This is a genomic window from Pseudenhygromyxa sp. WMMC2535, from assembly GCF_011083025.2.
In genome coordinates this window covers 1,146,578-1,172,500 of record NZ_JABJWV010000001.1, presented here as the reverse complement: position 1 = coordinate 1,172,500, position 25,923 = coordinate 1,146,578, and the positions used below count along the sequence as shown (strand labels likewise).

The 25,923-nt window shown below is 71.5% G+C and carries 16 protein-coding genes; 14 read left to right on the top strand and 2 right to left on the bottom strand.

Going from position 1 to position 25,923, the window contains the following annotated elements; translation table 11 throughout:
• The first annotated feature begins 6 nt into the window (after positions 1-6).
• The 11 genes from G6O69_RS04275 to G6O69_RS41895 all read left to right on the top strand — a co-directional run bounded on the left by G6O69_RS04275 (position 7) and on the right by G6O69_RS41895 (position 21,161).
• A complete protein-coding gene (locus G6O69_RS04275) occupies positions 7-282 on the top strand; it encodes a hypothetical protein (protein ID WP_172302257.1) in 276 nt (91 codons plus the stop codon).
• Between the two features lie 32 nt (positions 283-314).
• Positions 315-1,463: a contractile injection system protein, VgrG/Pvc8 family gene (locus G6O69_RS04270; protein WP_172302256.1), complete on the top strand. Its 1,149-nt coding sequence runs from the start codon at positions 315-317 to the stop codon at positions 1,461-1,463.
• Complete coding sequence (locus G6O69_RS04265; protein WP_172302255.1) at positions 1,460-2,113, top strand: phage baseplate assembly protein V; 654 nt, start codon at positions 1,460-1,462, stop codon at positions 2,111-2,113. The genes G6O69_RS04270 and G6O69_RS04265 overlap by 4 nt, the downstream gene beginning before the upstream one ends.
• A gap of 7 nt (positions 2,114-2,120) precedes the next feature.
• Positions 2,121-2,588 (top strand): hypothetical protein, encoded by a 468-nt coding sequence (locus G6O69_RS04260; protein WP_172302254.1) that lies wholly within the window; start codon positions 2,121-2,123, stop codon positions 2,586-2,588.
• A gap of 12 nt (positions 2,589-2,600) precedes the next feature.
• Positions 2,601-2,969 carry a GPW/gp25 family protein gene (locus G6O69_RS04255; protein WP_172302253.1) on the top strand — a complete coding sequence of 123 codons (369 nt, stop codon included), beginning with the start codon at positions 2,601-2,603 and terminating at the stop codon, positions 2,967-2,969.
• A complete protein-coding gene (locus G6O69_RS04250; RefSeq protein WP_172302252.1) occupies positions 2,966-5,365 on the top strand; it encodes a baseplate J/gp47 family protein in 2,400 nt (799 codons plus the stop codon). Before G6O69_RS04255 ends, G6O69_RS04250 begins: the two co-directional genes overlap by 4 nt.
• On the top strand, positions 5,362-7,869 hold the full coding sequence (locus G6O69_RS04245; protein ID WP_172302251.1) for a hypothetical protein: 2,508 nt from the start codon (positions 5,362-5,364) through the stop codon (positions 7,867-7,869). Before G6O69_RS04250 ends, G6O69_RS04245 begins: the two co-directional genes overlap by 4 nt.
• Entirely contained in the window at positions 7,869-11,171 is a 3,303-nt protein-coding gene (locus tag G6O69_RS04240) for a hypothetical protein (protein ID WP_172302250.1), read from the top strand. The genes G6O69_RS04245 and G6O69_RS04240 overlap by 1 nt, the downstream gene beginning before the upstream one ends.
• Positions 11,172-11,202: 31 nt before the next feature.
• Positions 11,203-15,132, top strand: a complete 3,930-nt coding sequence (locus G6O69_RS04235) for a hypothetical protein (protein ID WP_172302249.1) — start codon at positions 11,203-11,205, stop codon at positions 15,130-15,132.
• Between the two features lie 6 nt (positions 15,133-15,138).
• Entirely contained in the window at positions 15,139-19,809 is a 4,671-nt protein-coding gene (locus G6O69_RS04230; RefSeq protein WP_172302248.1) for a DUF4157 domain-containing protein, read from the top strand.
• Positions 19,810-20,006: 197 nt separating this feature from the next.
• Positions 20,007-21,161 carry a HEAT repeat domain-containing protein gene (locus G6O69_RS41895; RefSeq protein WP_172302247.1) on the top strand — a complete coding sequence of 385 codons (1,155 nt, stop codon included), beginning with the start codon at positions 20,007-20,009 and terminating at the stop codon, positions 21,159-21,161.
• A gap of 9 nt (positions 21,162-21,170) precedes the next feature.
• On the opposite strand, the gene G6O69_RS04220 is transcribed toward G6O69_RS41895, so the two are convergent.
• Positions 21,171-21,878: a PilZ domain-containing protein gene (locus G6O69_RS04220; RefSeq protein WP_172302246.1), complete on the bottom strand. Its 708-nt coding sequence runs from the start codon at positions 21,876-21,878 to the stop codon at positions 21,171-21,173.
• Between the two features lie 120 nt (positions 21,879-21,998).
• On the opposite strand from G6O69_RS04220, the gene G6O69_RS41890 reads away from it, so the two are divergent.
• Positions 21,999-22,391, top strand: coding sequence for a TraR/DksA family transcriptional regulator (locus G6O69_RS41890; RefSeq protein ID WP_172302245.1), 393 nt, complete (start codon positions 21,999-22,001; stop codon positions 22,389-22,391).
• A 59-nt stretch (positions 22,392-22,450) separates the two neighbouring features.
• Here G6O69_RS41890 and G6O69_RS04210 read toward each other — a convergent pair whose 3' ends face one another.
• Positions 22,451-23,320 (bottom strand): MBL fold metallo-hydrolase, encoded by an 870-nt coding sequence (locus tag G6O69_RS04210; protein WP_172302244.1) that lies wholly within the window; start codon positions 23,318-23,320, stop codon positions 22,451-22,453.
• Positions 23,321-23,764: 444 nt separating this feature from the next.
• Here G6O69_RS04210 and G6O69_RS04205 point away from each other — a divergent pair, with 444 nt between their 5' ends.
• The gene (locus tag G6O69_RS04205) at positions 23,765-24,553 is read left to right on the top strand and encodes a 1-acyl-sn-glycerol-3-phosphate acyltransferase (RefSeq protein WP_217909765.1); all 789 of its coding nucleotides are present in this window, start codon (positions 23,765-23,767) and stop codon (positions 24,551-24,553) included.
• A 110-nt stretch (positions 24,554-24,663) separates the two neighbouring features.
• Positions 24,664-25,884 carry a serine/threonine-protein kinase gene (locus G6O69_RS04200; RefSeq protein ID WP_172302242.1) on the top strand — a complete coding sequence of 407 codons (1,221 nt, stop codon included), beginning with the start codon at positions 24,664-24,666 and terminating at the stop codon, positions 25,882-25,884.
• Positions 25,885-25,923: the final 39 nt, after the last annotated feature.

Below are 25,923 nucleotides of genomic sequence, written 5' to 3'. Positions count from 1 at the left end.
ACACCGATGATCAACAAGCGCTCACGCTACGCCAAGACCGGGACCGTCGAGGTCTCCGACGCCGCCGGGCAGGCCCGCGAGCTCGTCGACCTGCGCGTCGTCGCCGACGCCGACGCGGTGCTCGAGATCGTCCCGCGCCCCGGCGAGCGCCTCGACCACCTCGCGCACCGCTACTACCGCGACCCGACCCGCTTTTGGCGGATCGCCGACGCGGCCGACGCCCTCGATCCCTTTGACGCCGTCGTCCCCGGCGAGGCCCTGGCGATCCCGCCGCGCCGCTGAGCCCCGCCGGCTGCCATCGGCTCCCATCGATCATGCCCTCGCCCAAGCTCAACGTGCTGCTCGACGACGACCGCCTCGACGCGGGCGTGCTCGCGCTGATCTCCCGGCTGGAGGTCCGCGAGGGCGACGCGGGCCCGAGCGTGCTCGCGCTGCGTCTGCGCATGACCCAGCTGCCCGGGGGCGAGTGGGCGCCGATCGACGACGCCGACCTGTTCAGCCCCGCGCGGGCGATCGCCGTCGACATCGAGGCCCCCGGCGGCCTGCCCACGCGGATCTTTTCCGGTCACGTCAGCCACCTGCGCCCGCACTTCGAGTCCGTCGAGGCCAACTGCTACGTGGAGCTGATCGCCCTCGGCGTGGGCGCGCTGATGGACGTCGAGGAGCGCGTCGAGGCCTGGCCGGACAGGCGCGACGACGAGGTCGTCGGCGAGATCTTCTCGCGCTGGGAGGTCGATGCGGCGGCGGTCGAGGCCTCGGAGATCTCCAACGCCCAGGACGAGCGCCTGCTCGTGCAGCGCGAGAGCGACTGGCGCTTCGTCCAGCGCCTGGCCAGGCGCAACGGCTTCGTGGCCTGGGTCGAGCTCGACGACGCGGGCAAGCCCGCCGCTTACTTTGGTCAGCTGCCCATCGACCGCGAGGTCCAGGCCGACCTGACGATCCTTCGCGCTGGCGACAACCTGGTGTGGTTCGACGCCCAGCAGCTCGCGCTCGCGCCCACGCAGGTCCTGGGCGCGAGCTTCGACCCCCTGGCCAAGGAGCTGATCAGCGGCGAGGGCGAGGGCGAGCTCGAGGCCATGGGCGACGAGGGGCTGATCGACGCGATCGAGGCGGGCGCGAGCGCGGCCAAGATCGAGGCGACGACCCGGCTGCTGCGCGACTGCTGGCCGACGAAGGGCGCGATCATGGCGAGCTCGCGCGGGGCCACGGACGCGGCGCGCTTCGTGATCGAGGGCCGGGGCGAGCTCGATCCCAGCCTCTACCGCGGGCTGCTCCGCGCCCACCGCCCGGTCCTGGTCAAGGGCGTGGGCCGGCGCCTGGCCGGCAAGTGGTGGGTCCACGCGGTGCGCACGACCTTCGAGGAGGGCGTGCTGCGTCAGACCTTCGTGCTCCTGCGCAACGAGCTCGGGCCGGCGGGGAGCGAGGACTTTGGCCAGAGCGCAGAGGAGGTCGACCCGCAATGAAGGCAGGCAAGGACACGGTCGAGCAGCTGCGCGAAGACTTCGACGCGCTCGTGCGCGGGCGCTTCTACGGCAAGTACGCCGGGGTGGTCAGCGACGTCGAGGATCCGATGGCGCTCGGCCGGCTGCGCGCCAAGGTCCCCGCGGTGCTCGGCGAGACCGTCGAGAGCGGCTGGGCGCTGCCCTGCGCGGCCTTCGGCGGCGGGGCTGACCGCGGCGCCTATGCGCTGCCCGAGGTCGGCGACAACGTGTGGATCGAGTTCGCCGAGGGCGACCCCAGCCGGCCGATCTGGACGGGGAGCTTCTGGAGCGCGCCCCAGGGCGAGAGCGAGATCCCCGAGCACGCGGCCCCCGGCCAGCTCGTGGTTCGGACCGCGGCCGGGCACACGATCCACGTCGACGACGAGGGCGGGACGATCGTCATCCAGGCCAGCGACGGCGCGACCACGCTGACCATCGACGCCGCCGGCAAGGTGGTGATCGACGCCGCGACCATCGAGCTCGGGGCCGGGGCGAGCGAGGCCCTGGTGCTCGGCAACGCCTTCATGCAGCTCTTCAACCAGCACACCCACTCGACCGGCGTGGGCCCTTCGGGGCCGCCCACGCCGACGATGACCCCCAGCCAGCTGTCGAGCGTCAGCTCGAGCAAGTGAGCCCGCGATGCTGATCCCGATCACCTTGGCGCAGGGCCTCGAGCAGCAGTGGCTGAGCGGGGAGGGCTCGAGCAACCCGAGCTCGGTGAACGAGTCGGGCCAGCGCTTCGCCGACGTGGTCAGCCAGTGGTTCTCGTCGGCGATGGCCCTGACCTTCCCCTGCACCACGGCGCTGGCGCGCAAGGCCCAGCTGGCCACGCTGGCGGGCTCGGCCCTGGCCTCGCCCTCGGCCGCGGTGGCCGGGGCGCGCCTCGGCCAGGCGTTGAGCGTCTACATGACCGGGCAGAGCTTCGGCGCGGGGGTCTCGGGGGCGCCGGTCGGCGCGGCGGCGGCCGTGGCCGCGTTCGCGGCGGTGTTCGCCGACCTCGAGGCCGCCCCCGAAGACCGCGCCTTGCAGCTCGCGCTCGGGACCTGGGGCCTGGCCCTGAGCACCCAGGTCCTCGGCCCTCCGCCCTTCCCCGCGCCGATCCTCTGAACAGGAGCACCCATGTCCGAGCGCTTCCTCCATCAACCCCTTCGCTTTGGTCGCCAAGGCGGCGTCGCGGTGACCGACGACGCCGAGCGCCACCTCAGCGACAAGATCATGGCGGTGCTGTTCACCGCCCCCGGCGAGCGGGTCAACGCGCCGGACTTCGGCGTGGGCCTCAACCGCGTGGTGTTCGAGACCCTCGACCCGCTGACCCTCGCGGCGCTCGAGTTTCGGATCAGCGAGGGGCTGGCCCGCGACCTCGGCGACGAGATCAAGCTCGAGGGCGTGGACCTGCGCGACGAGCCCGAGCGCGGCGAGCTGATCCTCGAGATCAGCTACCGCCGCCGCGGTGAGCGTCAGCCCCGGCGCCTGGAGGTCGAGCTGTGAGCGCGCCCGAGCTGAGCTGGGACGAGGCCGTGTTCGCCGGCGGCGACTGGCAGGGGATCCGCTACATCGAGCTGGTCTCGCCGACCCTGGTCTACGTCCACCTCGCGCGCCCGGCCGCCGGCCTGACGGCCAACGAGGTCGTGGTCACCGGCCCCGACCCGATCGAGTACAGCGTCGACTTCCCGGCCGCGGACGAGTACCGCGTCGACCTGAGTTTCACGGCGACCGGCGGCCACGGGTCGTGGTACGTGGGCCTCGAGCCCGCGGCGGGGGTGATCCTCCACCCCTTCTTCAGCCTCGCCAAGTTCGTGTTCGCGATCGACTGCGAGGCCGGTGACTGCCGGGAGAGCGGGCAGGAGGCCGAGCGCGCCCTCGGCCCCGAGCCCGAGCTGGACCTGCTGAGCAAGGACTACGCGGGCTTCATGACCCTGCTGGCCGACGCCGTGCGCGTGCGCAACCGGGCGTGGTCCGACCTCAGCCCGGCCTCGCTCGAGCGCGTGCTCGTCGAGCTCCTCGCCCACCACGGCGACATGCTGTCCTACTACCAGGACCGCGTGGCCGCCGAGGCCTTCATCGACACGGCCAGCCAGCGCTACTCCCTGGCTCAGCACGCGCTGCTGCTCGGCCAGACCCTGCGCGAGGCCCAGGCGGCGAGCTGCCTGCTCGCGGTGCGGGCGAGCGTCGCCGGCGAGCTCCCGGCGGGGGTCCAGGTCCGCATGCCTCGGCGCCCCGGCGAGGCCGCGGTCGTGTTCACGGTCGCGAGCGACGCGTGGATCGACCCCCTGCTCGACGCCGAGGACCTGCGCCCGGCGCAGTGGCCGGGGGCGAGCACGGCCACGATCCCCGCGGGGGCCGAGCGCCTGCTGCTGTGGGGACACCATGACGGCCTGCTCGTCGGGGATCAGCTCGCGCTGGTCCAGGGCTCGGTCAGCGAGGTCGTGGAGATCGCGGCGGTCGAGCTGGCCAACGAGCCGGGCTGGGTCGCGGATCCAGGCGACGCGCTGAGCACCGCCGAGGCCGAGGTCACGCGGGTCAGCCTGAGCGCCGCGCTGCGCGAGAGCTTCCGGGCCTGGGACGAGGACCAGCCGCTGACGATCCACGCCAACCTCGTCGAGGCGCGGGCCGGGGCCCTGCGTCGCGCGGTGCTGCCGAGCTCGGCGAGCGCGACGCTGCGCCGCGAGGAGGTGCTGATCCGCCTCGGCCGCAACACCGCCGTGGTCGCCCGCGACGGTCGCTCGGGCGCCGTCCGCTACCTGCTCCGGGCGCTGCGCGTGCCCGAGGCCCCGCTGCTGTGGGACCTCGACGAGGACGGCGAGCAGGTCCCCGCCTTGCGCGTGGAGATCGACGGCGAGGCGTGGACGCGCGAGCCTCACCTGCACCGCTCGCGGGCCTACGACCAGCACTACACGGTCAGCACCGACAACGAGGGCGGGCTGTGGCTGCACTTTGGCGACGACCGCCGCGGCCGAGGCGTGGTCCTCGAGCTCGAGGAGGACGGGGCGATCGCGGACGCGGTCCCGGCCCTCGAGCTCGTGCTCGAGTATCGCGTGGGCCAGGCGACCGCCGGCAACATCGCGCTGGGCAAGCTCAGCGAGATCGTGCCTCCCGTGGATCCGGAGAGCCCGCTGCTCGGCCAGCTCGCGGCCCTCGGAGAGCTCGCGCTCGTCAACGTGACGCCGGCCAGCGGCGGGCGCGAGGGGGAGAGCCTCGACGCGATCCGCGAGACCGTGACCGCGTCGCTGCGCAGCGACACTCTCGAGCGCGCGGTGACCCTGGCCGACTACGCCAAGGTCGCCGAGCAGGCGGATCCGCGGGTCGAGCGGGCGGCCGCGCGGGCCCTCGGCGGGGTGTTCAACACAGTCATGGTGCTCGTCGACGAGCGTGAGGCCGAGACCCTCTCCGATGAGCTGCGCGCGGTCGTCGAGGACGCCTGCGAGCGCATGCGGATGACCGGCCGCGAGGTCGTGGTCCGCGGCCCCGACTACGTGCCCCTCGACGTCGAGCTCGCCCTGTGCGCGGACATCGGGGTGCCGCGTCACCGCCTGCGCGCGCGCGTGCTCGCGGCGCTGCGCCCCGGGAGCGCCGACGCGCCAGGGTGGTTTCACCCCGACAGCCTGAGCTTTGGCCAGGACCTCGAGCTCGGCGAGCTGCTGGCCTTCGTCCAGCGCCTGCCGGGCGTGCGCTCGGTCAAGGCGCTGCGCTTTCGCCCGCTGCGCGAGCCGCCGGGCGTCGAAGTTCCCCAGCGCATCCAGCTCGCGCCCGCCGAGGTCGCGCGCCTCGACGCCGACGACCTGCGCCCCGAGAACGGCCGCCTGCGCGTGCGCGTGGTCGGCCTCGAGCCGGACCTCGACAGCTCGGCTTGGGACATCGAGCAACCCCTGGAGGACAGCCCGTGAGTCGACCGCCGCGCCCATACCCCGAGCAAGCGCTCCAAGACGAGCTGCTGGTTCGCAACGATCGCCTGCGCCTGGTGCCCCAGGGCTTCGCCGAGTTCGTCGCCCTCGAGGCCGAGCTCGCCGAGGCCGAGCTCGACCTGCGCCCGCCGGGCGGAGACGACGAGTTCACCCAGACCCTGTTCGAGCTCTCGGCGGCCCTCGGCCACGTGCTCGCTCGCCACCAGGATCACTACGGCAGCGAGGCCTTCTTCTCGACGGCGGCGACCACCACCAGCTTGCTGCGCCACGGCCGGCGTCTGGCCTACACCCCCGACCCCGGGCTCTCGGCCACGGGGGTGGTCTCGCTCACCGTCAAGGACGGGCTCGCGGGGGAGATCGCGGCTGGCCTGGCCCTGCGCAGCGCCGCCAGGGGCGAGCGCAAGTCGCAGATCTTCGAGACCCTGAGCGCGCGCAAGGTCGAGGCCGCGTGGAACCAGATCCTGCCGCGCGACGCGAGCGAGGCGATCGACTACTCGGCTGGCGTCGAGGCGATCGAGCTGCGCGGCCTCGGCCTCGACCTCGAGCTCGGCGAGCTGCTGCTGATCCGCGACCCCGAGTCGAGCGCGGCCGGCTACGCGCGGAGGATCGTCGAGCTGGTCGAGGACGAGGACGCCGAGACGACCCGCGTGGGCCTCGACGAGGAGATCGCCGACACCGACATGAGCTCGAGCTGGCAGGTGCTCGCGCGCCCCAAGCTGAGCAGGCGGCTGTTTGGCTGGGACGCGGATCCGCGGCGCTTCCCCGCCCAGGCGCTGCACGAGACCTCGGTCAGCGACGCGCTCGGGTGCGCGCCCTCGTGGGCGTGGACGAGCGTCGACTACGCCGACGGTGGCGAGGCCTCGGACCTCGACGTGTTCCTGGCCCGGACCGTCGAGGACAGCCTCGACGACGCGCCGCTGATGATCGCCCTCGACGACCAGCTCCACGCCGCGCGGGTCGAGGCCGGGAGCCAGCGCGACGTCTCGCTGCGCTTCGCCTGCACGCAAGGCGAGAGCTTCCCCAACCCGCCCAACGATCCGATCGAGTACGAGGCCGAGTACGCGATCGCGGCGAGCACCACCCGGGTGCGCCTGATCGACGAGAGCGGGTCCACGCTGGCCCGCAGCGCGAGCGCCCTCGACCCGCGCGCGCGCTTGCTCGGCGAGTTCGAGCTCGAGCTCGAGCTCGCCGAGAGCCGGGCGAGCGAGGTGACGGTGGGGACCGGCGAGGCGCTGATCCTCGACGCCAGCTACGCCCTCGAGCCCGGCATGCTGGTGGTCTTCGAGGACCTCGTGGGCGAGGCCGCGGCCCTGCTCGAGATCGATCGCGTCGACGAACTCGTCGCGGGCGGCGAGAGCTACACGACGATCACCTGCTCGGGGGTCAGCGCCGAGGCGATCAGCTTCGCCCTCGGCGACCTGCGGATCCTCGCCAACGTCGCCGAGGTCTCTCACGGCAAGGCGCGCGAGGAGTTCCTGACCGACTCCGACGGGATCACGCCCCACCACCGCGCGACGCTGAGCAAGTCTCCGGTCAGCCAGCTCGCGGGCATCGACGGCGCCGAGCCGGCGCTGGTCGTGAAGGTGAGCGAGGTCGAGTGGACGCGGGTCGTGGACTTTGGCGAGAGCGGGCCCAACGACCGCCACTATCGCGTGGCGCTCGACGCCGAGCAGCAGCTCAGCGTCGTCTTTGGCGACGGCCGGCGCGGGGCGATCCCCGCCAAGGGGCGGCGCCAGCTCGTCGCCAGCTACCGCGTGGGCCTCGGCGAGCAGGGCAACCTCGCCGCCGGGGAGCTCGCCGCGCTGGCCCAGGCGCACCCGCTGGTCGCGGCCGTGCGCAACCCGCTGGCGATCACCGGGGGCAGCGAGCCGGCCAACGACGCGGCCCTGCGCCGCGAGGGCACGCGCTACATCCGTACCTTCGATCGCGCGGTCTCGGCTCGGGATCACGCCGACCTCGCGCTGCTCTACCCGGGGGTCGCTCGGGCCAACGCGAGCTGGGACTCGAGCCAGGGGGTGATCCTGGTCGCCGCCGGCGAGCAGGGCGACGCGCTCGCGGACGCCCGCGACCTCGTCGCCTTCCTCGACGCCCGCCGCGACACCAGCGTGGCGCTGGTCATGCGGGCGCCCGAGGCCCTGGCGCTGCGCCTGCACCTGAGCCTGGAGATCGACGCGGCCTACGAGCTCCAAAACGTCGAGGACTCGGTCCGCGCGGCGCTGCTCGGTGAGGGCGACGAGGACAGCGGGGTCGCGGCGGGGCTGTTCACCTTCGCGGCCCGCGAGTTCGGCGAGGGCGCGCACCTGAGCCAGGTCTACGCCGCGCTGTCCGGGCTCCCCGGCCTCGAGTACGTCGAGGTCACGCACTTCGCCTACGTCGAGCCCGAGCCCGCGGTCGTCCGCGACGTGCTCCTGGCCGACACCCACCAGTGGCTGCGCCTGTCGCCGGCAGACCTGGTCCTCAGCAGCGCGAGCGTGGAGGTACCGTGATGAGCTCTTGGCCCTACGACCCAGACACCCGGGCGCTGGTCGCCCGTCGCCTGTGGCAGCTCCTGCCCGCCTTCTATCGCGTCCAGGACGAGGCGCCGCGCGGCGACGACGAGCTGCGCCGCTTCCTCGCGGTGCTCGGCGCTCCCCTGGCGGTGGTCCGCCAGAGCGTCGATGAGCTCCACGCCAACTTGTTCATCGACAGCTGTGGCCCCGACGCGATCGGCCTGCTCGCCGAGATCGTCGGCACCCGGACCTTGTTCCCGGACGCCGACACCAACCGCCGAGACGTGCGCGGGACGATCGCCTGGCGGCGGCGCAAGGGCACGCCGAGCATGCTCGAGGAGATGGCGCGGGAGCTCGCCGACGAGCTCGTGGTCCTGCAGGAGGGCTGGCGCCACGTCGCCCTCAGCCAGGACCTCGACCTCCTGCGCCTCGAGCGGGTCGCCCCCGAGCTGCGCCCAGTGATCGTCGCCGAGACCGGGCACGGGCCGCTCGATCGCATGCACCACGCCGTCGACATCCGCTCGATCGCCGAGTGGACCGGGAAGTATCACCCGCGCCAGGTGACCTACTGGCGCCACCCGACCACGACCTGGCCGGTGGTCGAGGGCACGGCGGCCTACCGCGGCGACCACGAGAGCCCGCGGACCGGCGCGGTGACCAGCGGCACGGACCCGGACTGGCGCTTTGCGATCCACCCGCTCGCGGCGCGCTGGGCCCTGCTCGCGCGCGCGACCGGGGTCGCCGACGCGCTGCGCAGCGATCGCATCCCGGCGATGCACTTTGCGAGCGAGCCCGAGCAGTGGTTCGACCGCGAGGGCAGGTTCACGATCCACGTGGCCTCGCTGCCCGCGGCCGTGGCCGATCCCGAGGTCGACGCCCGCCAGGCCAGCGATCGCCTCGTCGCCCACGAGCTCGCCGAGGGCAGCGTCGACCTGCGCGTGCTCGAGCGCGAGCGCGAGCGCTGGACCTACCCGGTCGAGCTCGCGCTGTGCGTGGTCGACCTCGTCGCCGAGGTCCCGGACACGGTCGGCCCCGGGACCGTCGAGGTCCGCAGCACGATCGAGTTCGACGCCGGCAGCGTGGGCGCGGTGAGCGTGAGCAACAGCGGCGCGGTCACGACCACGGACACGGTGGTGATGCTGCGCCTGACCCCGGTGGGCGCGGGCGGCTGCTTCTTCCCCGGGGCGAGCGTGGCGATCTCGGGCGGGCGGCCGGCGGCCGCGCTCGCGGCGGACAGCGAGGGCCTGGCCCAGCGCGGCTTCCTGGCGGGGGCGATGGTCGTCGAGCTCCCGCCGACCTGGGTGTTCGGCGAGCGCTGGCTCTACCTCGCGGCCGACGGCAGCGTGGTCTCGGCGCAGCAGTCGGGCAGCGGGGCGGCGGACGTCGCCCTGGCCGACGACGGAGGCGAGCGCGTGCTCGACCTCGACACCCTGCTGCAGCTGGGCCCGGGCGCCGCCTGGCCGCCGCGACCGGCGACGAGCAGCGTCGATCGCCTCGATCGCCTGCCGCCCTCGCCCGGGCGCGGCCCCAACCTGCTCCACGGCGGCCGGGTCATCAACCCCGCGGACGCCCAGGCGGTCTCCGGTGGGATCGCTTGCGCCCTCGAGCTCGCCGCGCGCAGCATCGACGCGGGCGTGGTCGAGTACCGCCCGCTCGTGCGCCTGAGCTGGACCGACGACGATCCGAGCGCCGCGACCTGGGAGGCCCTCGACGACGGCGGGGCCGCGAGCTCGGTCGACGCCCGCTTCGCCGAGATCGCAGCGTGGCGCGACGAGGGCCCCTCGGGCCTGCGCCTGGCCGTTCGCTTCGTGTCCAGCCTCGAGGGCGCGCGCATGAGCCCCAGCGAGCTGGCGTGGACCAGCTACGACGGGCGGACCACGCTGATCCATCTTCCGCAGCTCGACGCGAGCGCGAGCGAGGCGATCGCCACGTGGGCCAGCGACGCCAGCTACACCAGCTACTCGCGGGTGGTCGAGCCGGCCGAGGACGGCGCGAGCTGGTGGGCCGGCGGCGAGGGCCTCGCCCGCTTCGCCGAGGGCTCGGTCGCGCCGCTGCGCCCCTACCTGCCCCACCTGCGTCGGCGCCTGCGCTGGCGCAAGCTGTGCCCCTGGGACAACGAGGTCTACCCGGGCGAGGTCCTGCCCGGGACCGAGCTCGGCTACCTCGACGTCGACGTCGAGCACGGGCTCTTCGCCCTCGCCCTCGCCGAGCCGCCCCAGCCCTGGCCGGTGGGCCCGAGCTCGACGGCGCAGCCGCCCAACGTGACCGTCGACTTCGAGGACGGCTACAGCGATCACGTCGGCGCGCGCCCGGCCAGCCGCGAGGCCGAGCTCGACGCGCGCCTGCCCGCGCCGACGCGGCTGATCTCGCGCTCGGGCACGCTCACGCGGCCCAACGAGCTCAGCCTCGACAGCGTCCCGCGCTACCGCAGCCTCACGGCGGCGCTCGCCGACATCGCCGCGGATCCAGCCGAGGTCGAGGTCGTGCAGTTCGAAGACAGCGCGAGCTACGGCGACGACCCCCTCGAGCTCGAGAACCCGGCCTGGCCGGCGGGCGTCAGCGAGCTGGTCATCCAGGCCGCCGAGGGCCACCGCCCGGTGCTCCGCCTGAGCAGCTTCACGCTGCCCGGCGGCCTGAGCTACGCGGCGCTGACCCTGCGCGGCCTGGCCTGGGTGGGCGCGGACCTCGAGCTGCCGGCGAGCGAGAGCCTCGCGCTCGAGTGGTGCTCGATGCTCGCCGCCGACGAGGTCTTGACCCTGAGCATCTCGGAGGGCGCCGAGGCCCGCGTCGACCACTGCCTGTGCGCGGGGATCTCCGCGAGCGGCACGGGCACGCTGGGGATCTTCGCCAGCGCCGTCGACAGCGGCAAGGGCTCGGGCTTGCCGGCGCTGAGCCACGCCGAGGGCACCCTCGAGATCGAGCGCAGCACCGTGGTCGGCGAGGTCGCTGCCCAGGTGCTCCACGCCAGCGAGGTGCTCTTCGTCGACCTGGTCACGGTCACGGATCGCTTCAGCGGCTGCATCCGCTACAGCGGCGTGCCCGAGGGCTGCACCTTGCCCCGCCGCCACCGCGTCGTCGAGGGCGAAGCCCCGCGCTTCGTCTCCTACGACCGGCTCGCGCCCGGACACCTGCGCCTGTCGACTCGCTGCCCCGAAGCCCTGCGCCTCGGGGCCGAAGACGGCGACGAGATCGGCGTATTTCATGACCTTCAGAGCGCGAGGCGGCGTGAAGCACTGATCCGCCGCCTCGACGAAGCAACCCCCGTGGGCCTGACCTCTGGTCTGGTCCGTGTCGATTGACCCGCAGCGCGGCCAGTCAGGAGAGAACGATATGAAAGGCGACTTCACCCGAGGCTTTCAGCCCGATCAAGCCCGCGGCAAGCGGTATCGCAGGGTCCTGCTCCAGCAGGGCCGCGTGCTGCTCGACAGCGATCACGCAGCCCTCGTCGACGCCACGGATCGCAGCTTGCGCGAGCTGGCCGTCGATCTCGGCTGCCGCGCGGGGAGCCCCGACTACGGCTTCCTCACCACCCCGGGCGTGCTCCGCCGGGTGTTCGACTCGCTCACGGGGGTGAGCGCCGACGCCAGCGTCGCGGCGCGCCTCGACTACGAGCATCGCTACGACAAATTTCCCTCGCTCTATCTCGAGGGCAGCGGCGGCGGCGCTGGCGTGGTCAGCATCGACCTGATCCCCAACGCCGAGGACAGCGACGCGCTGGTGCTCTGGGTGCGGGTCGAGGGCGGCACCACCTTCGGGGTCAAGCGCCCGGAGGACGCCGCGTTCACGGACATCGGACCGGTGACCAGCACGAGCTTCACCCGCGTCGAGCTCGGCTTTGGTGAGACCGACACCCTGGAGATCGAGCTCGACCCCGGCGAGCGCGTGTGGATCGGGCTGATCGAGACGAACTCGGGCGTCGCGGAGCGGTGGTTGAGCGTCGCCGCCGGCCGCTACTACCTGGGCGGGATGGTGCTCGAGAACCCGAGCATCGCCCCGTGGCCGGCGCAGGCCTTCGTCACGCCGAGCGAGGGCGCGCTCACGCCGATCTCCGACCTGATCGGCGGAGACGACGGCTACGTCCTCGCCTACCTCGAGGGCTGGGAGCGCCTGCACACTCGCCACCAAGATCCGGGGATCCTCGAGCAGGCCCTCGGCGGCGAGCTCGACACCACCGTGCGCAGCGAGCTCGTCGGCCAGGTCAAGATCATCCCGCTGAGCTCGCTTCCGGATGAGGACGTGCTCTACGCCGCGTTCATGAGCCCAGACCGCGGCGACGGCGAGCTCAGCGTCGACGTGGCCGCCGAGACCGTCGACACGGACCCCTGCGCCGTGCCGGTCGAGGGCGGCTACACCGGCCGCGACAACCGACTGTATCGCTTCGAGGTCCACGCGGCCGAGAGCACGCTGGCCTCGACCTTGCTCAAGTGGTCGCGGGACAATGGCTCGGAGCTCGAGGCGATCGTCGGCCTCGACGGCGCCGAGGTCACGCTCTCGACGGCGACCGAGCTGCGCGACGGCGACCTCGTCGAGGTCCTCAGCGAGGTCATCGCGCTCGGCGACGAGTCCCTGGCCAGCTACGCGAGCGAGAGCTTGCGCCCGGCGCAGCGCATGGTCGGCGAGCTCGCGGTGCTCGTCGAGCAAGAGCCCGACAGCAACGGCCGCCCGGTCTTTCGCCTGGGCCAGCTCGACGCCCCCGACACGGCGATCAGCCTGCCCGAGGCGCGCTACGGGGCGCTGGGCGCCGACGCCCAGTGGCTGCGGCGCTGGCACGGCATCGTCAGGGGTGAGGACGGGGCCAGCCACGACATCGAAGATGGCATCGCGATCACCTTGTCCGGGGAGGACTTCGAGGTCGGCGCGTGGTGGAGCTACGAGGCGCGCACGCTGACGGCCAACGCCAACGGCGAGTGGCAGTCGACGCCCCACGGCCCCGAGCGCCGCTTCGCGCCCCTGGGCATGTTCTCGCTCCCGGTCAACTCCGGGGACCCGCTCACGCTGGTCGGCTGGGCCGACGACCGCTTCTCCAACCTGTGCTCGACCAACGCCGACGACATCCCCTACGACGGCGACGGCGTGTGCAGCGACGCGGCCACGGTCCAGGAGGCCATCGACGAGCTCTACCGCAAGTCGAGCTGCTGCGAGCTCAAGTTCGGGCCCTGCCACGCCGCGCAGATCCCCGACGAGCAGCTGATCGCCGAGCTGATCACCAGCGAGCTGCAAGACGGGGGCGTGCTCTGCCTGGGCGCGGGCCTGTACAGCTTCGAGAGCCCGCTCGACATCGACGCGCTCGGCCTCGGCGGCGAGCTGACGATCCGCGGCTGCGAGGGCGCGGTGATCGAGTCGACCGGTGACCACCCGCTGTTCACGATGAAGAGCGGTCAGCTGACCCTCGAGAACCTGATCCTCGTCAACCAAAGCGACGGGACCGCGCACCAGGTCGAGCTGCTCGAGGTCGCAAAGCTGGTCGCCCGCGACGTGGCCTTCGTGGTCGCGAGCCCAGACGGGGCGGCGCTCTCCGACGGGAGCTCGAGCGCCGTCGAGCCCAGCCCCGACGTGCTGCTCGGCGAGCCCCTGGGCGACGGCAACCCGAGCCCGCCCTCGGACGGCCCGAGCGTCGCGCTGCACGGCTGCACCGTGCTCGCCGGCGACGGCCTGCGCTTTGGGGTGCTCGCGCAGCTCGAGCTACGCGACTGCGCGCTGCGGGCCGTGGGCGCGGCCGTGTCGGCGACCTGGGTCAGCGAGCCGCAGATCCACGACAGCGTCGTCACTGGCCTGCTGGCGGTGGCCTCCGACATCCCGAGCACCCAGAGTCTGCGCACGAACCCCGGGGCCAGCCTGGCGATCGCGCGGGACTTCGAGGGCTACAGCGGCGGCGTGGCGCTGAGCTGCATCTACACCCTGGGCGGAGAGGTCGCCAACAACCGCATCGCCGGGGCGCCGGCGATCTTCGTGGACTGCGCCTGGCGGACCCGCTTCGCCGACAACACGATCAACTGCGGCGAGCTGGCGATGATCCTCAATCAGAGCGTGGCCACGGGGATCATCGCCAACCAGGTCGTCAGCGAGGGCGCTGGCCTGCGGGTCGGCGTCCTCGCGCGCTTCTTGACCATCGAGGGCAACCTGCTCGCGTGCACGGGCGGCTACGGCATCGCGCTGTGCGAGTCGCCCGGGGATCTGAGCGCAGAGCTTCACAGCGTCCGCGTGTCCAGCAACCAGGTCTCGACGAGCGCGACCGCGCTGTCGATCTGGCCGGACACGGGCGCCGACGGCAAGTGCGCGGACGTGGTGATCTCCAGCAATCAATTCAGGGGCCCGAGCAGCGGGAGCTACGGGGTGCGGCTGAATCGCTTTGGCTCGGCGAGCGAAGGGGTCGGGGTGAGCTTCATCGACAATCACATCAGGCAGTCCACGGGGATCGTCCTGGAGCTCCAGGGCGAGGGGATCGTCGCGCAGGGCAACTACTTCTCGTTGGGCTCGAAGGGCGGGGTCATCTATGCCCACGGCGCGCCGGGGGTGAGCATCACTCGCAACCGCCTCGACCTCGTCGACTGTGACGAGACCACCGTGGCGCTCGAAATTGCCGAGAGCGACCGGGCGCAGATCTCTGGCAATCAGTTCGAGCTGGTCGGTCAGAGCAGCGAGCCCGTGCCGATCCGCGCGCTCAAGGTGGGGGACCGGGTGACCATCTCGGACAACCAGGTGTGCGCGGGGCAGTCGCTGATCTCCAGCTGCACGCGGCTGCGGGTCATCGACAACACCATGCAAGGGAGCTTGATGATCTACGGGGCGAGTGACGGCGAGGTGTGTGGAAATCGCGCCGAAGGAGTGTTCGATTACGAGGATGAGTACGACAGCCCGATCGAGTCGATCTTGATCCACACGGTGCAGGGCCACTGGCGGGTCTGCGACAACAAGTGCCCAAACGGCGCGCTGCGCCTGATGCCGGCCGTGGAGGACGGTGGCCTCGAGGTCGCCTACAAGGCCATCGTCACCGACAACCTCGCGGCTCGGCTCCAGGTCGGGTGGCTCGGCGACGTGAACGTCGAAGCCGACATGATCTCGATCTTCGAGGACAAGAACTACATCCGCTCGGACGAGACCGCGGTGATCATCACCGAGAACATCTGCACGGATCACTTCGTCTCGAACGACTACTTCAATCACTCGATCAGGACGCACAACATCGCCCCGAAATTCTTCGCCAACTTCTCCACGAACCCGAGCGCGAGCGGCTACAGCGGCGAGAACGTCGAGGGGTGATCGGCGATGGCGAAGGCAGGCAAGCGCTCCGAGTCCAAGGCCGCGTCGAGCCAAGCTCGGACGCCCCGCGCGGCCCCAGCGGGCCCCAGCGTGAGCGTGGCTTCGGCCAGCGATCACGCCTCGGCGGCGCTCGGCCGGCTGACCCAGGGCGCGACGCTGCCTCGATCCACGCGCGCGCGCATGGAGTCCGCGTTTGGGCGCTCGTTCTCGGACGTCCGCGTGCACACCAGCGCGGCGGCCAGCGACCTGACCCGGGCCCACGCGGCCGAGGCCTTCACCGTCGGCCGGAACATCGCCTTTGCCCCGGGCATGTATCGCCCGGGCACCGCCAGCGGTGACCACCGCATCGCCCACGAGCTCGCCCACGTCGCGCAGCAGGGCAGCGGCGCGATCTCGGGTCAGGCGCGCACGGTCCACTCGTTGTCGAGCGAGCCCGCGGAGCTTCAGGCCGAGTCGGCGGCGGCGGCGGTCATGCGCGGGCAGAAGGTCTCGATCTCGGCCGGGGCCCACGCGGCTTCGACCCGCGGGCGGATCATGCGACGCGCGCGGATGGGCGCCCGCTCGTCGCTCGCGGCGCTGAGCTTCTCGACGCCGATCCCCGGGAGCGGTGAGCGAGGCAGCCAGGCCGCGCCGCGGCGTGGCGAGAGGCCGACGCGGGCGAGCGCGAACACGGCCATGGGGCGGCCCTCGGCCGTGACCAGCTCGAGGGTCTCGCCCACGGCCAGCGACGCCAAGACGAAGGTGCAGGTCGGCGAGCTCGGGCCGCGGCGGGTGGGCGTTGGACCCGGAGCGCGCGCGCGGGCGGCCGAGGTCGGTCGCCAGGCCGAGGCGCGCAGGCCGACGCCGGATCAGGCACAGACGGCGCAAGGTGAGATCTCACCGCCTTCGCCCCCGAGCGCGATGTTGGCTGGGGCCTCGGCCGGCGCGAGCGCGAGCTCGGACGACGCGAGCGCGAGCAATGAGGCGCGGCGCGAGGGGAAGGACAAGGGCAAGGGCAAGGGCAAGAAGAAGGGCAAGGGCAAGCAGGCCGATGACGCGCGCGCGCGCAAGAAGGCCGAGGGCGAGCGAGCCGAGCAGGGGAAGGGCGGCCAGGGGAAGGCGGGGAAGCGCAAAGGCGGAGGCGGAGGCGGAGGCGGCGGAGGTGGAGGCGGCGGTGGAGAGCGCAGCTTTGGCTGCAAGGACCGGGACACGGGCGCGGCCCAGGCCGAGCAGGCGATCGCGCGGCTCGAGCGGCGCAGCGAGGCCCAGCGTCACCACGAGCCCGGGAGCACGCGCATCGATCAAGCCCGCGCCGCCGTGCAGCCGCCCGCCAACGAGGGAGAGTCGCGCGCGCAGGCCTCTCAGGTTGCGACCGTGGCCGCCGCGGAGGCGCCGACGCCCGACGCCTCTGCGGTCCAGAGCGCCGCCGCTGCGGCCAGCGACGCCGCCGCGCCGCGGACCTTGGAGGACCTCGACAACCTGCCTCGGAGCAGCCGCTTCGACGGCGTGCGTAGGCAGATCAGCGCAGACGTGGGGCGCCAGGCCGGGGCCGTGAGGGCGACGATGAGCCAGGTCAGCAGCCCGCCGGCGCCCGAGCCCAGCCCCGCGCCCACGCCTCAGCCGGCGCCCGAGGCCGCGCCGACGACCGAGGCGCCCAACATCGGCGCCGCGACGCCACCGCAGGCGCCCTCGGAGTGCCTCGATGGCACCTCCTACTCGCGCGACGCCAGCGCGGCGCTGAACAGCGCGGGCATCGACGAGCGGGAGCTCGAGCGCGCCCGCGAGGAGCCCTTCGTCGAGCTGCGCTCGCGTCAGGAGGGCCTCGACGAGCAGGCGGAGGCGGCCGAGGACAACTACCGCCTGCGCGAGAGCCCGGCCCTCGGGGCCGCGCGCAGCCAGCTGGCCGGTGCCGAGCAGACCGCCGACAGCCAGATGACCCAGACCCGCAACGCCGAGCAGGCGCGGGTCAGCGGGCGCCAGGACCAGCTGCGCCAGGGCGAAGAGAGCGAGCGCAGCCGCGAGGCGATCGAGATCACGGGGATCTATCAACGGGCCGAGAGCGCCGTGAACACGCGCCTCGACGGCCTGACCGAGGCCGCGGTCGCGCGCTTCGACAGGGCCCAGGGCCGGCTGCTCGACAGCCTCGAGCGCGGGGTCAACAGCGACCTGGCGGCCTTCAAGCGCCGCCGCTACAGCGGCGCGACCGGGACGGCGCAGTGGTTCGTCGACCTCTTCCTCGACCTCAACGACCTGCCCGAGGTCAAGGCGATCTTCGACCGCAACATGCGGATCTACAAGGAGCGCGTCGACGGGCTGATCGCCGATATCACGGCCGACACCAACCGGACGATCGACGACTGCCGCAAGATCCTCAGCGACGCGCGGGCCGAGCTCGAGGCGAAGATCGCGGCCATGGGCCCGGCCGAGCGCCAGCGGGCCGAGGCGGCGATCAACGCGGCCAACGCCGCCTTCGAGGCGATGGAGCGCAACATCGAGCAGGCCGCCGAGCGCACCCGCAACGCGCTCGAGGCCGCCCGCGAGCGCGCCATGGAGCAGGCCAACGCGGCCATGGACGAGATCCGCTCGAGCCTCGAGGGGCCCTTTCACGGGATCACCGAATTCATCGACTCGATCCGCCAGGCGATCGGCGAGTTCATGGCGCTCGCGACCAAGATCGCGGCCATGGGTCTGGGCGAGTTCATCAGCCAGGCCGCCGCGCAGGCTGGCGATGGGCTGCGCAACCACCTCTGGGACGCGCTCCAGGAGGCCTTCAAGCAGTGGCTGTTCGCCAAGGTCCCCTTCTTGGAGCCGCTGCTGAACCTGCCCTCGGACTGGCCGGAGAAGCTGATCGAGGCGGCCACGGGCCTGCCCGAGATGCTGCTCCAGGTCTGGCAGGAGTCGCTCCCCGGCATCGCTCAGGCCGCGGGGATCTTCATCGCCACGCAGCTGGCGATCAAGCTGATCCCCGGCGCGGGCGCGATCATGGCCTTCATCGACGGCGTGCGCGCGGCCTATGCCCTGATCCAGAGCTTGATCTCGGCGGCCTCGAACTTCATCCAGTTTCTCAATACGGTCGCCGGCGGGGGCAACGGCGCGCCGGCCTTCGGCAGGGCGGTGGCCCACGGCATCGTCGCGGTGATCGACGCGCTCTTGACCTTCCTGGGGGTCGACCGCCTGATCGGCCGGGTCGGGCGGGTGATCGCGCGGCCCTTTGGGCGGCTGTTCAAGGGGATCATGCGCCGGCTCAAGCGTCGCCGCGGGCGGCAGCGAACGCAGCGGCGACGTCAGCAGCGGCGGGACGATGACAATGATCGTCGTCACCAGCGGCGAGACGACGACAATCACCGCCGGGGAGACGAGCGCTCGGGGAGGGAGGGACGCGATAGGCGTCGAGAGCAAAGCGAGCGAGACAGTCGTCGCTCGCGGCGTCGCGAGCAAGATCGCCGGAGGCGAGATGACCGGGATAGCGGTCCGTCGCGACGCCGCGGCCAGGACCGACGACGCGAGGGGGGACGGGATCGGCGAGAGGACAGGCGTCGGGAGCAGCGCGAGCGGGAGGAAAGGCAAAGGCTCAGGCGAGATCAAGAGCGGCGGCTGCGAAGGGCTCGCTCGGCGATTCGACGTTACCTCGGCCGGGGCAAGCCCGAGCGCGCCGCTCGCTCGCGGATCATGTCCATCGCAAGCCGCTTTGGGGTGAGCGCGCGCCTCTCTCGTGGAGGAGGCCGCTTCGTCCTGACGCTGAGCATCAACCCGAGGCTGCAAGACTTCTTGTCTGGTGAAGACTTGGCCGAGGCGAAGCGGAAGATTCGCCGGGCCAACGTCACCAAGCAGTCCGTCGACGCGCAGCTGAGCGCCTTGCTCCGCCAAATACGTGCTCGCAATCGTCGCTCTGGGGGAGCTGGTGGGCAGGGGATGAGCTTCAACGACGCTCATCAGGCCGCGCGCGAGCAGATCAGCCAGTTCCTCCAGGGGGACACGTTCCTGGACCGGTTCCTCGACCGGCGCGGACACGCGCTCGACGCTCCGCTCAACCCCTCGGAGGCAGGGGAGCTGTTCGAGCAGGCTGGCCAGCAGACCTTTGCGGGCCTCGCTGGTGAGGACGAGTCCGTGATCGGGTCGAGTCGCGGCAGCGGACTCGACGCTGCGATTGTCGGGCCTAATCGAGTCGTCGCAGGAGAGATCAAGCGCGGACAGCTCAGGGTGTTCAATCAGGTGAGCAGCGCCCGGGTTGGGCGAGGAGAGGCCCCGCGGATCAGCGTCGACGCTCAAGGTCAGAGCAACGCGAGCGCGGTCCGAGAGCTAGCGAAGAGCAACGCGGGGGAGATCGTCTCGGGTCATGTCCCGCGCGTCGAAAATGGGGGCAACGTCAATGAATATGAGCTACAGGTCTCGGCGATCACGTCGAACCTCATCCGCAACCTCGAGGGGGTTCGCGATAAGCTGATGGTGGCGCTATCCGACGCTCCGAATCAAAAGATTCGCGGCGACGTCCAGGCTCAGATCAGGAATATCAATAATATTTTGTCTGGGAATGGCGGACTGTTGCAGGTCGCCGTACTCGGGAGGCACGTCGTCTCTGACGCAGAAAAGGCCGCGCTCGAGTCTCTGCTCAACGAGGTCAAGAACCGCCTCGGTCGCGTGCGGATCGAGCCGATTTACTATCAGCTCAACGCCGAGGGCACTCAGATCGTCTCTTAGACGTGCGATGCGGAGGGTCCGGCGGGTCTCTGCCCCAGACTGGTGCTCCAAGCCGGAGACTCGTCGAGTCGTCCTTTGCAGTCAGTGCCTCGAGGCGCTCCGTCGTCGGTCTCTAGTCCGGTCCAGTTCGGGGTGCTAGGCTAGGACATGGTCGGCAATTTTTTCTGATCCTGGAACCTCCCGTCGCCTATCAGAGAGTGGAGGACACGCTGCTCGCGCTCGGCTGCGAGTTCGCCCACGTCTTCGAGCAGCCCGAGTCGAGCTTCTACTATCGAGTCTATGATCAGGGCGACGGCCGAGCGGTGCGGCTGATCGATGACACCTTCGTCGATATCACCTCGTTGATCATCGACACGGGTGAGGGGGCCGAGGCGCTGGCAGAGAAGCTGCACGCCGAGCTGCCCAGCTCCACGCTCGACGAGCTGCGAGCCAGCTTCGCGCAGGCGAGCGGAGAGGACCGCGACTTCGCGCTGCGCGGTCTCACGGCCGCGAACAGGGGGCCCAAGTCCATGCCGCTCTTCGACGAGGTCATGGCCGCGGCGCGGGCGGAGGACCCGGAGCTTCGCCACACGGCGGTCACGTGCATGGGTCGTCTCGGCTGGAAGGAGCTGTTTCCGGCGGCGCTGAAGCTGGCCGAAGAGGACCCCGATGAGCAGGTCCGCGAGAACGCGGCTGACATCTGCGAGCTGATCGAGCAGCTCGCCGGTGGGGTGATCGAGGACGGCCCAGACGAGCAAGACGAGCAGGGTCCCGTCGACGTGCGTGGCGCCATGGCCGAGAGTACTCGTGCGAGCGGTGAGTATGTGCTCGTGCTCAACCCTTCGGTGGGCTTCAAGGAGGCGGACGAGACCTTGCAGGGGCTCGGCTGCGAGGTTGGACTGGTCTTTGGCCCGCCGGAGTCCGACTTCTACGAAAGGATCTACGAGTACGGGGTGCTCCGTCCTCTCCGCCTCAAGGAGGATGACCTCGTCCAGATCAAGTACATCAGCATCGAGGCCGGAGAGGGCGCCGAGAAGATGGCCGAGAAGGTCCTTCACGACCTGCCCAGCTTCAGCGTGCAAGATCTACGCAAGGTGCTGAGCAGGACGGGCGAGGCGGTCCGCAAATTTGCGCTGCGCGGTCTCACGGCGATCAGCGAAGGGCCAAAGGCCCAGCCGCTCTTCGACGAGGTCATGGCCGCGGCGCAGGACGAGGATGCAGATCTGCGCTACACGGCGGCGCTGTGCATGGCTCGGCTGGGCTGGGAGGAGTTTCGACCAATGGCCGCACAATTGGCCGAGGAGGATGATGACGAGGACGTCCGAGACTATGCGAAGTGGGTCGCCGAGGTCTTGGACGAGCTACACGGTTGAGGCTGCGCGCTAGCGCCCCGAGCCCTGCTCGTGCCAGCGCACGAGCGCCGAGACCCGCGCCGCGACCTCGCGCTCGCCGACGCGGAACTTGACCCCAAAGCCCCGCTTCCCATGGCTGCGGCCGATCCAAGCGACCACGGCGGTGACCCGCAGGGGCGGGGCGCTCTGGCTGCTCGCGTCCTCGATCTCGAGCTCGATGCTGCTGCCCACGATGGGCGGGGTGCGAGAGCGCAAGAACGCGCCGCCGCGGCTGATGTCGGCGATCTCGGCCCGCTGCGGGCCCAGGCTGCTCGACCAGCGCGCGGGGATCTCGACGCAGGCGCGGCGAGAGGCGCGGGCGCTGGCCTTGCGCTGGTGGGTGAGGACGTCGTGGAGGTAGCGCAGTTGGTCGTCGTGCTCGCCGCCGAAGCGCAGCTCGAGCAGGGGCGCGCGCCCGGCCCTGTGTTGGCGGCTTGCGACCTCGCCGAGCAAGACGAGCTCGTCGGCGAGGGGGCCAAAGCTGATCTCCACGCAGACGCTGTCGCCGATCGCGACCTCCTCGCGGGAGGGGAGCACGATCCGCCCGCCCGCTTTGGGGCTCGCGAGGTGGAGCATCTTGGCCAGGCGGTCGTCGGCGCGCAGGCGCAGCAGGCGTTGTGGCTGGGCGCTCGCGCTCGGCGGGCGATCGACCTGCCAGCGGGCGCCGCTGTGCTCCGCGTCGAATTCCGAACCATCCACGGACCATTACGATAGACCCGCGGGGAGGGGGGCCGCCACATCGCAGGTCGCGCACCTTTTTGCTGGCCGACGCAGCGTTGGGGTCTCGACGCGGGCGAGCTCGCGCTACACTGGCCAGACGTGAACGCCGCGCGACAAGCCCAGCTACGCGAGCGCCTCGAGACGCTGCGCGAGGAGCTGCTCGCCGAGGGTCGCATGGCGATCCCTCCGGCGCGCAGCGACGCCGTCAGCCAGCCCGACGAGGACGAGGCGCCGCTGACGGAGATGACCCAGTCGATCGCCTCCAATCGCAATCGTGAGCGCAGCGAGCGGCTCGAGCAGATCGCGGAGGCGCTCGCGCTCTTGGCCGAGGACCCGGAAGACTTCGAGTCTTGTGAGGGCTGCGGGGAGAACATCGGCCGCCGCCGCCTCGAGCTCATGCCCTGGGTGCGCCTGTGTGTCGCGTGCCAGGAGAAGATCGAGCGAGACGGACACGTCCCCGGGAGCCGGCGCAACCTGACGGACTACCGCTGAGGCGGGGAAGGAGATGGCCCTACGCGAGCGCGGCTTCGAGCCCCCGCGCGAGCGCGGCGTCAAGTCCAGTGCAGGTGCTCGAGGGTCTCGACCGCGCGGAACTTGCCGCGCTCGTCGACGGCGACCTTGGACGCCGCGATCTTGGGGTCGTGGGTGTAGAAGGCCCAGCCGTCCTCCGCGATCACGCCCTCGAGCATGGCGCGCTTCTCTTCGATCAGTCGCTCGGGGTAGCGGTCGTAGCCCATGGTGATCGGCAGGTGGACCCAGGGCGCGCCGGGGATCAGGTCGCCCATGAAGGTGATCGGCCCGCGCGGGCTCTGGACCCGGGTCAAGGTCAGCCCGGGGGTGTGGCCCTCGCTGTAGCTGAAGCTGTAGTTGGGGCCGAGGGTGTCCGAGCGCTCACCGCTGACGATCTCGACGCGGCCGGTGCTCTCGAGCAGCGCACACAGCCCGGGGATGAAGCTCGCGCGATCGCGGGGATGCGGCGAGAGGGCGCGGGCCCAGGCGTCCTCGCCGACGACGTAGGTGGCGTTGGGGAAGGCGAGCTCGAGGGCGCCCTGAGTCTGTGACCACGGCAGCAGCAGGCCGCCGGCGTGGTCGAAGTGCATGTGCGAGAGCACGATGACGTCGATCTGCTCGGGGCGCAGGCCGAGCGCGGCGAGGGAGCGCAAGAGCACGTGCTCTTCTTCCTGCACGCCGAAGCGCTCGCGCAGCTTGGGCTCGAAGAACGCGCCGATGCCCGTCTCGAGCAGCACCGCCCGCGAGCGGCCCTCGTGCTCGTCGCGGATCAGCAAGCAGCGGCACGCGAGGTCGATGCGGTGGAGCTCGTCGGCCGGGGCCCAGCGCTCCCACAGGGCGCGGGGGCAGTTTCCGAACATGGAACCGCCATCGAGCTTTTGAGTGTTGCCTTCGATGGAGTCGAGCTGCATGGGCGCAGTTGAGCACGTTTTGAGGTCCCGTGCTCGCCGCCCGAGTCCGCGGTGAGGAGGGGCGCAGGCAGGGGGGAGCGCGGGCGCGGCGGTCGACGGCTGCGCGGCGGGTTCGTGCGGATAGATCCGCTCTGGGGGGCCAGCGCCAGGTGCGCTTGGTCGAGGCCGCGGCCAGTCGGATCGGCGCTGTGCGTCCGCAGCTTCACTGCCTGTGAATCGAAGTTTGCACGTTGGCGAGTCGAAGATTCACAATCGACAGATGATGATTCGTCGGCGCGATGACCTGCGCGCAGGCGACACGATTGTCACCTCGTGGAGCGCGGCTGTGGCTTAGAATGCGGCATGGGGCGCAGGCGCAGCGAGAGGGGGAGCGAGCCACTCTCGACGCTCTCTCCCCACCCGGGGCGCCCGAGCCCCAGGGCGCTGCGGGTCCTTCGTCGCTACGTGCGACCCTTCACGCGGCTGATGCACCGACCGCGGCTCGAGGGGCTCGAGCACCTGCCGCGAGATCGACCCTTCCTGCTCGTGGCCAACCACTCGGGCGGCATGGCGCTCGCGGAGCTGAGCAGCTTCGCGGCGCTCTACGCCGAGCGACTCGGCGGCGAGCCGCCGCTGGCGGGCTTCGCCCTCCCGCTCGGATTTCACGGGCCCATGGCTCCGCTCCATCGCGCCCTGGGCTCGGTGCCCTCGACCTACGCGCACGCCTACGAGGCGCTCGAAGGGGGAGCGTCGCTGCTGGTCTTTCCGGGCGGCGACCACGAGGTCTTGCGCCCGATCTGGAAGGCGCACGAGGTCGACTTCGCGGGCCGCGTGGGCTTCCTGCGCATCGCCAAGACCGCCGGCGTCCCGATCGTGCCGATGGGGATCCGCGGGAGCCACTTCAGCGCGCCGATCTTGCTGCGCTCCAAGGTCTTGCCCTGGCTGCTGGTCTTTCCGCGCCTGCTTGGGCTGAAGCGCTTTGCGATCAGCGTGCTGGGGATCCTCGGGGCGCTCCCGATCCTGTTCTCCCCGCTCGCGCTGGGCTGGAAGATCGTCATCGTTTGGCTGTGGATGGGCTCGCCCGTGACCTTGCTGCCGATCATCCCCTCCACGATCCGCTTTCGGATCGGCGCGCCCTTGCTGCCCGAGACGCTGTTCGCGGGGGAGGGCGACGAAGACGAGCTGCTCGAGCGGGCCTACCCTCGCGTCGTGCAGACGGTGCAGCAGCTGGTCTCGGACCTGGGCGAGGGCTGAGAGTGGCGAGCTGCGAGAGCTCGGCTCAATCGTCGGGCCCTCGGAGCGATTTGTAGCCGGTTGCCACGCTTGCCACCCGAGTCCGCGGTGACCTAAGCTCGCGCTCACTCATGGCGCCGCCCGTCCTCATTTTGATGGTGATCTTCGGCTCAATCACCATCTGGCGGCTGATGGCCATGCGCCACAAGGAGCGCATGGCGGTGCTCAGGCAGGGGCCCGACGGGGCGAAGATGCTGATGGCGGCCGATCAGGCCTCGCGGCTCCCCGCACATCAGCGCGGCCAGGGGGACCCGCGGGACAAGACCATCGCCGAGCTCGAGGAGCGAATTCGCCACCTCGAGACCATCGTGTGCAGCGTCGACTTCGAGCTCAACGCCAAGCTCAACCGCCTGGCCTCGCGGCAGATCCAGCTCGACGACACGGCCCTGCTCGCGCTCGGGGAGGGCTCGGGGAGCGCGGGCGGGGCGAGCACCAGCGGCGCCGGCTCGCGCAGCCGGGCCAAGGCGCTGTTCACCCTCGAGCCCGGCCAGCAGCTCTCGGGTCGCTTTCGCATCGAGCGGGCCCTGGGCCAGGGCGGCATGGGGGCGGTCTACCTGGCCTTCGACGAGCAGCTGCGCGAGCTCGTGGCCCTGAAGATCATGCACGGCATGGCCCTGCTCGATCCCAAGGCCGAGGACCGCCTGCGCCGAGAGGCCAGCGCCGCGCGGCGGATCAGCCACCCCAACGTGGTCAAGATCTACGACGTCGGCGAAGATCAGGGCCACCTCTACTTGTCGATGGAGTACGTCGAGGGCGCGAGCTTGGCTCAGCTCGTGAGCCGCCACGGGCCGCTGTCGGTCGAGCGCGTGCGCGACTACGTGATGGAGATCTGCGCGGGCTTGGCCGCGGCCCACGAGCAGGGCGTGGTCCACCGCGACCTCAAGCCCGCCAACGTGATCGTGACCAGCGGGCAGCAGGTCAAGATCATCGACTTCGGCCTGGCCCGGATCGCCAGTCTCGAGGGCATGACGGCCACGGGCATGCTCATGGGCACCCCCGAGTACATGGCGCCCGAGCAGATCAAGGGCGGGCCCAACGACGCGCGCACGGATCTCTACGCCCTCGGGGCGCTGACCTACCACCTGCTCACGGGGCGCCCGCCCTTCACGGGGGAGACGCCGATCGCCGTGAGCCTGGCCCAGGCCACGGAGACGGCCCAGCCCCCGAGCGCGCTGCGCCCGGGGCTGGACACGGCTTGGGACGGCTTCGTGCTTCGGGCGCTGAGCAAGGACCGCGGCCAGCGCTACGCGTCGGCCCAAGAGATGCGCGACGCGTTGCCGCCGGCGGCTTGAGCCCGCGGCCGAGCGAGATGACGCGGGTAGGCTCGAGCG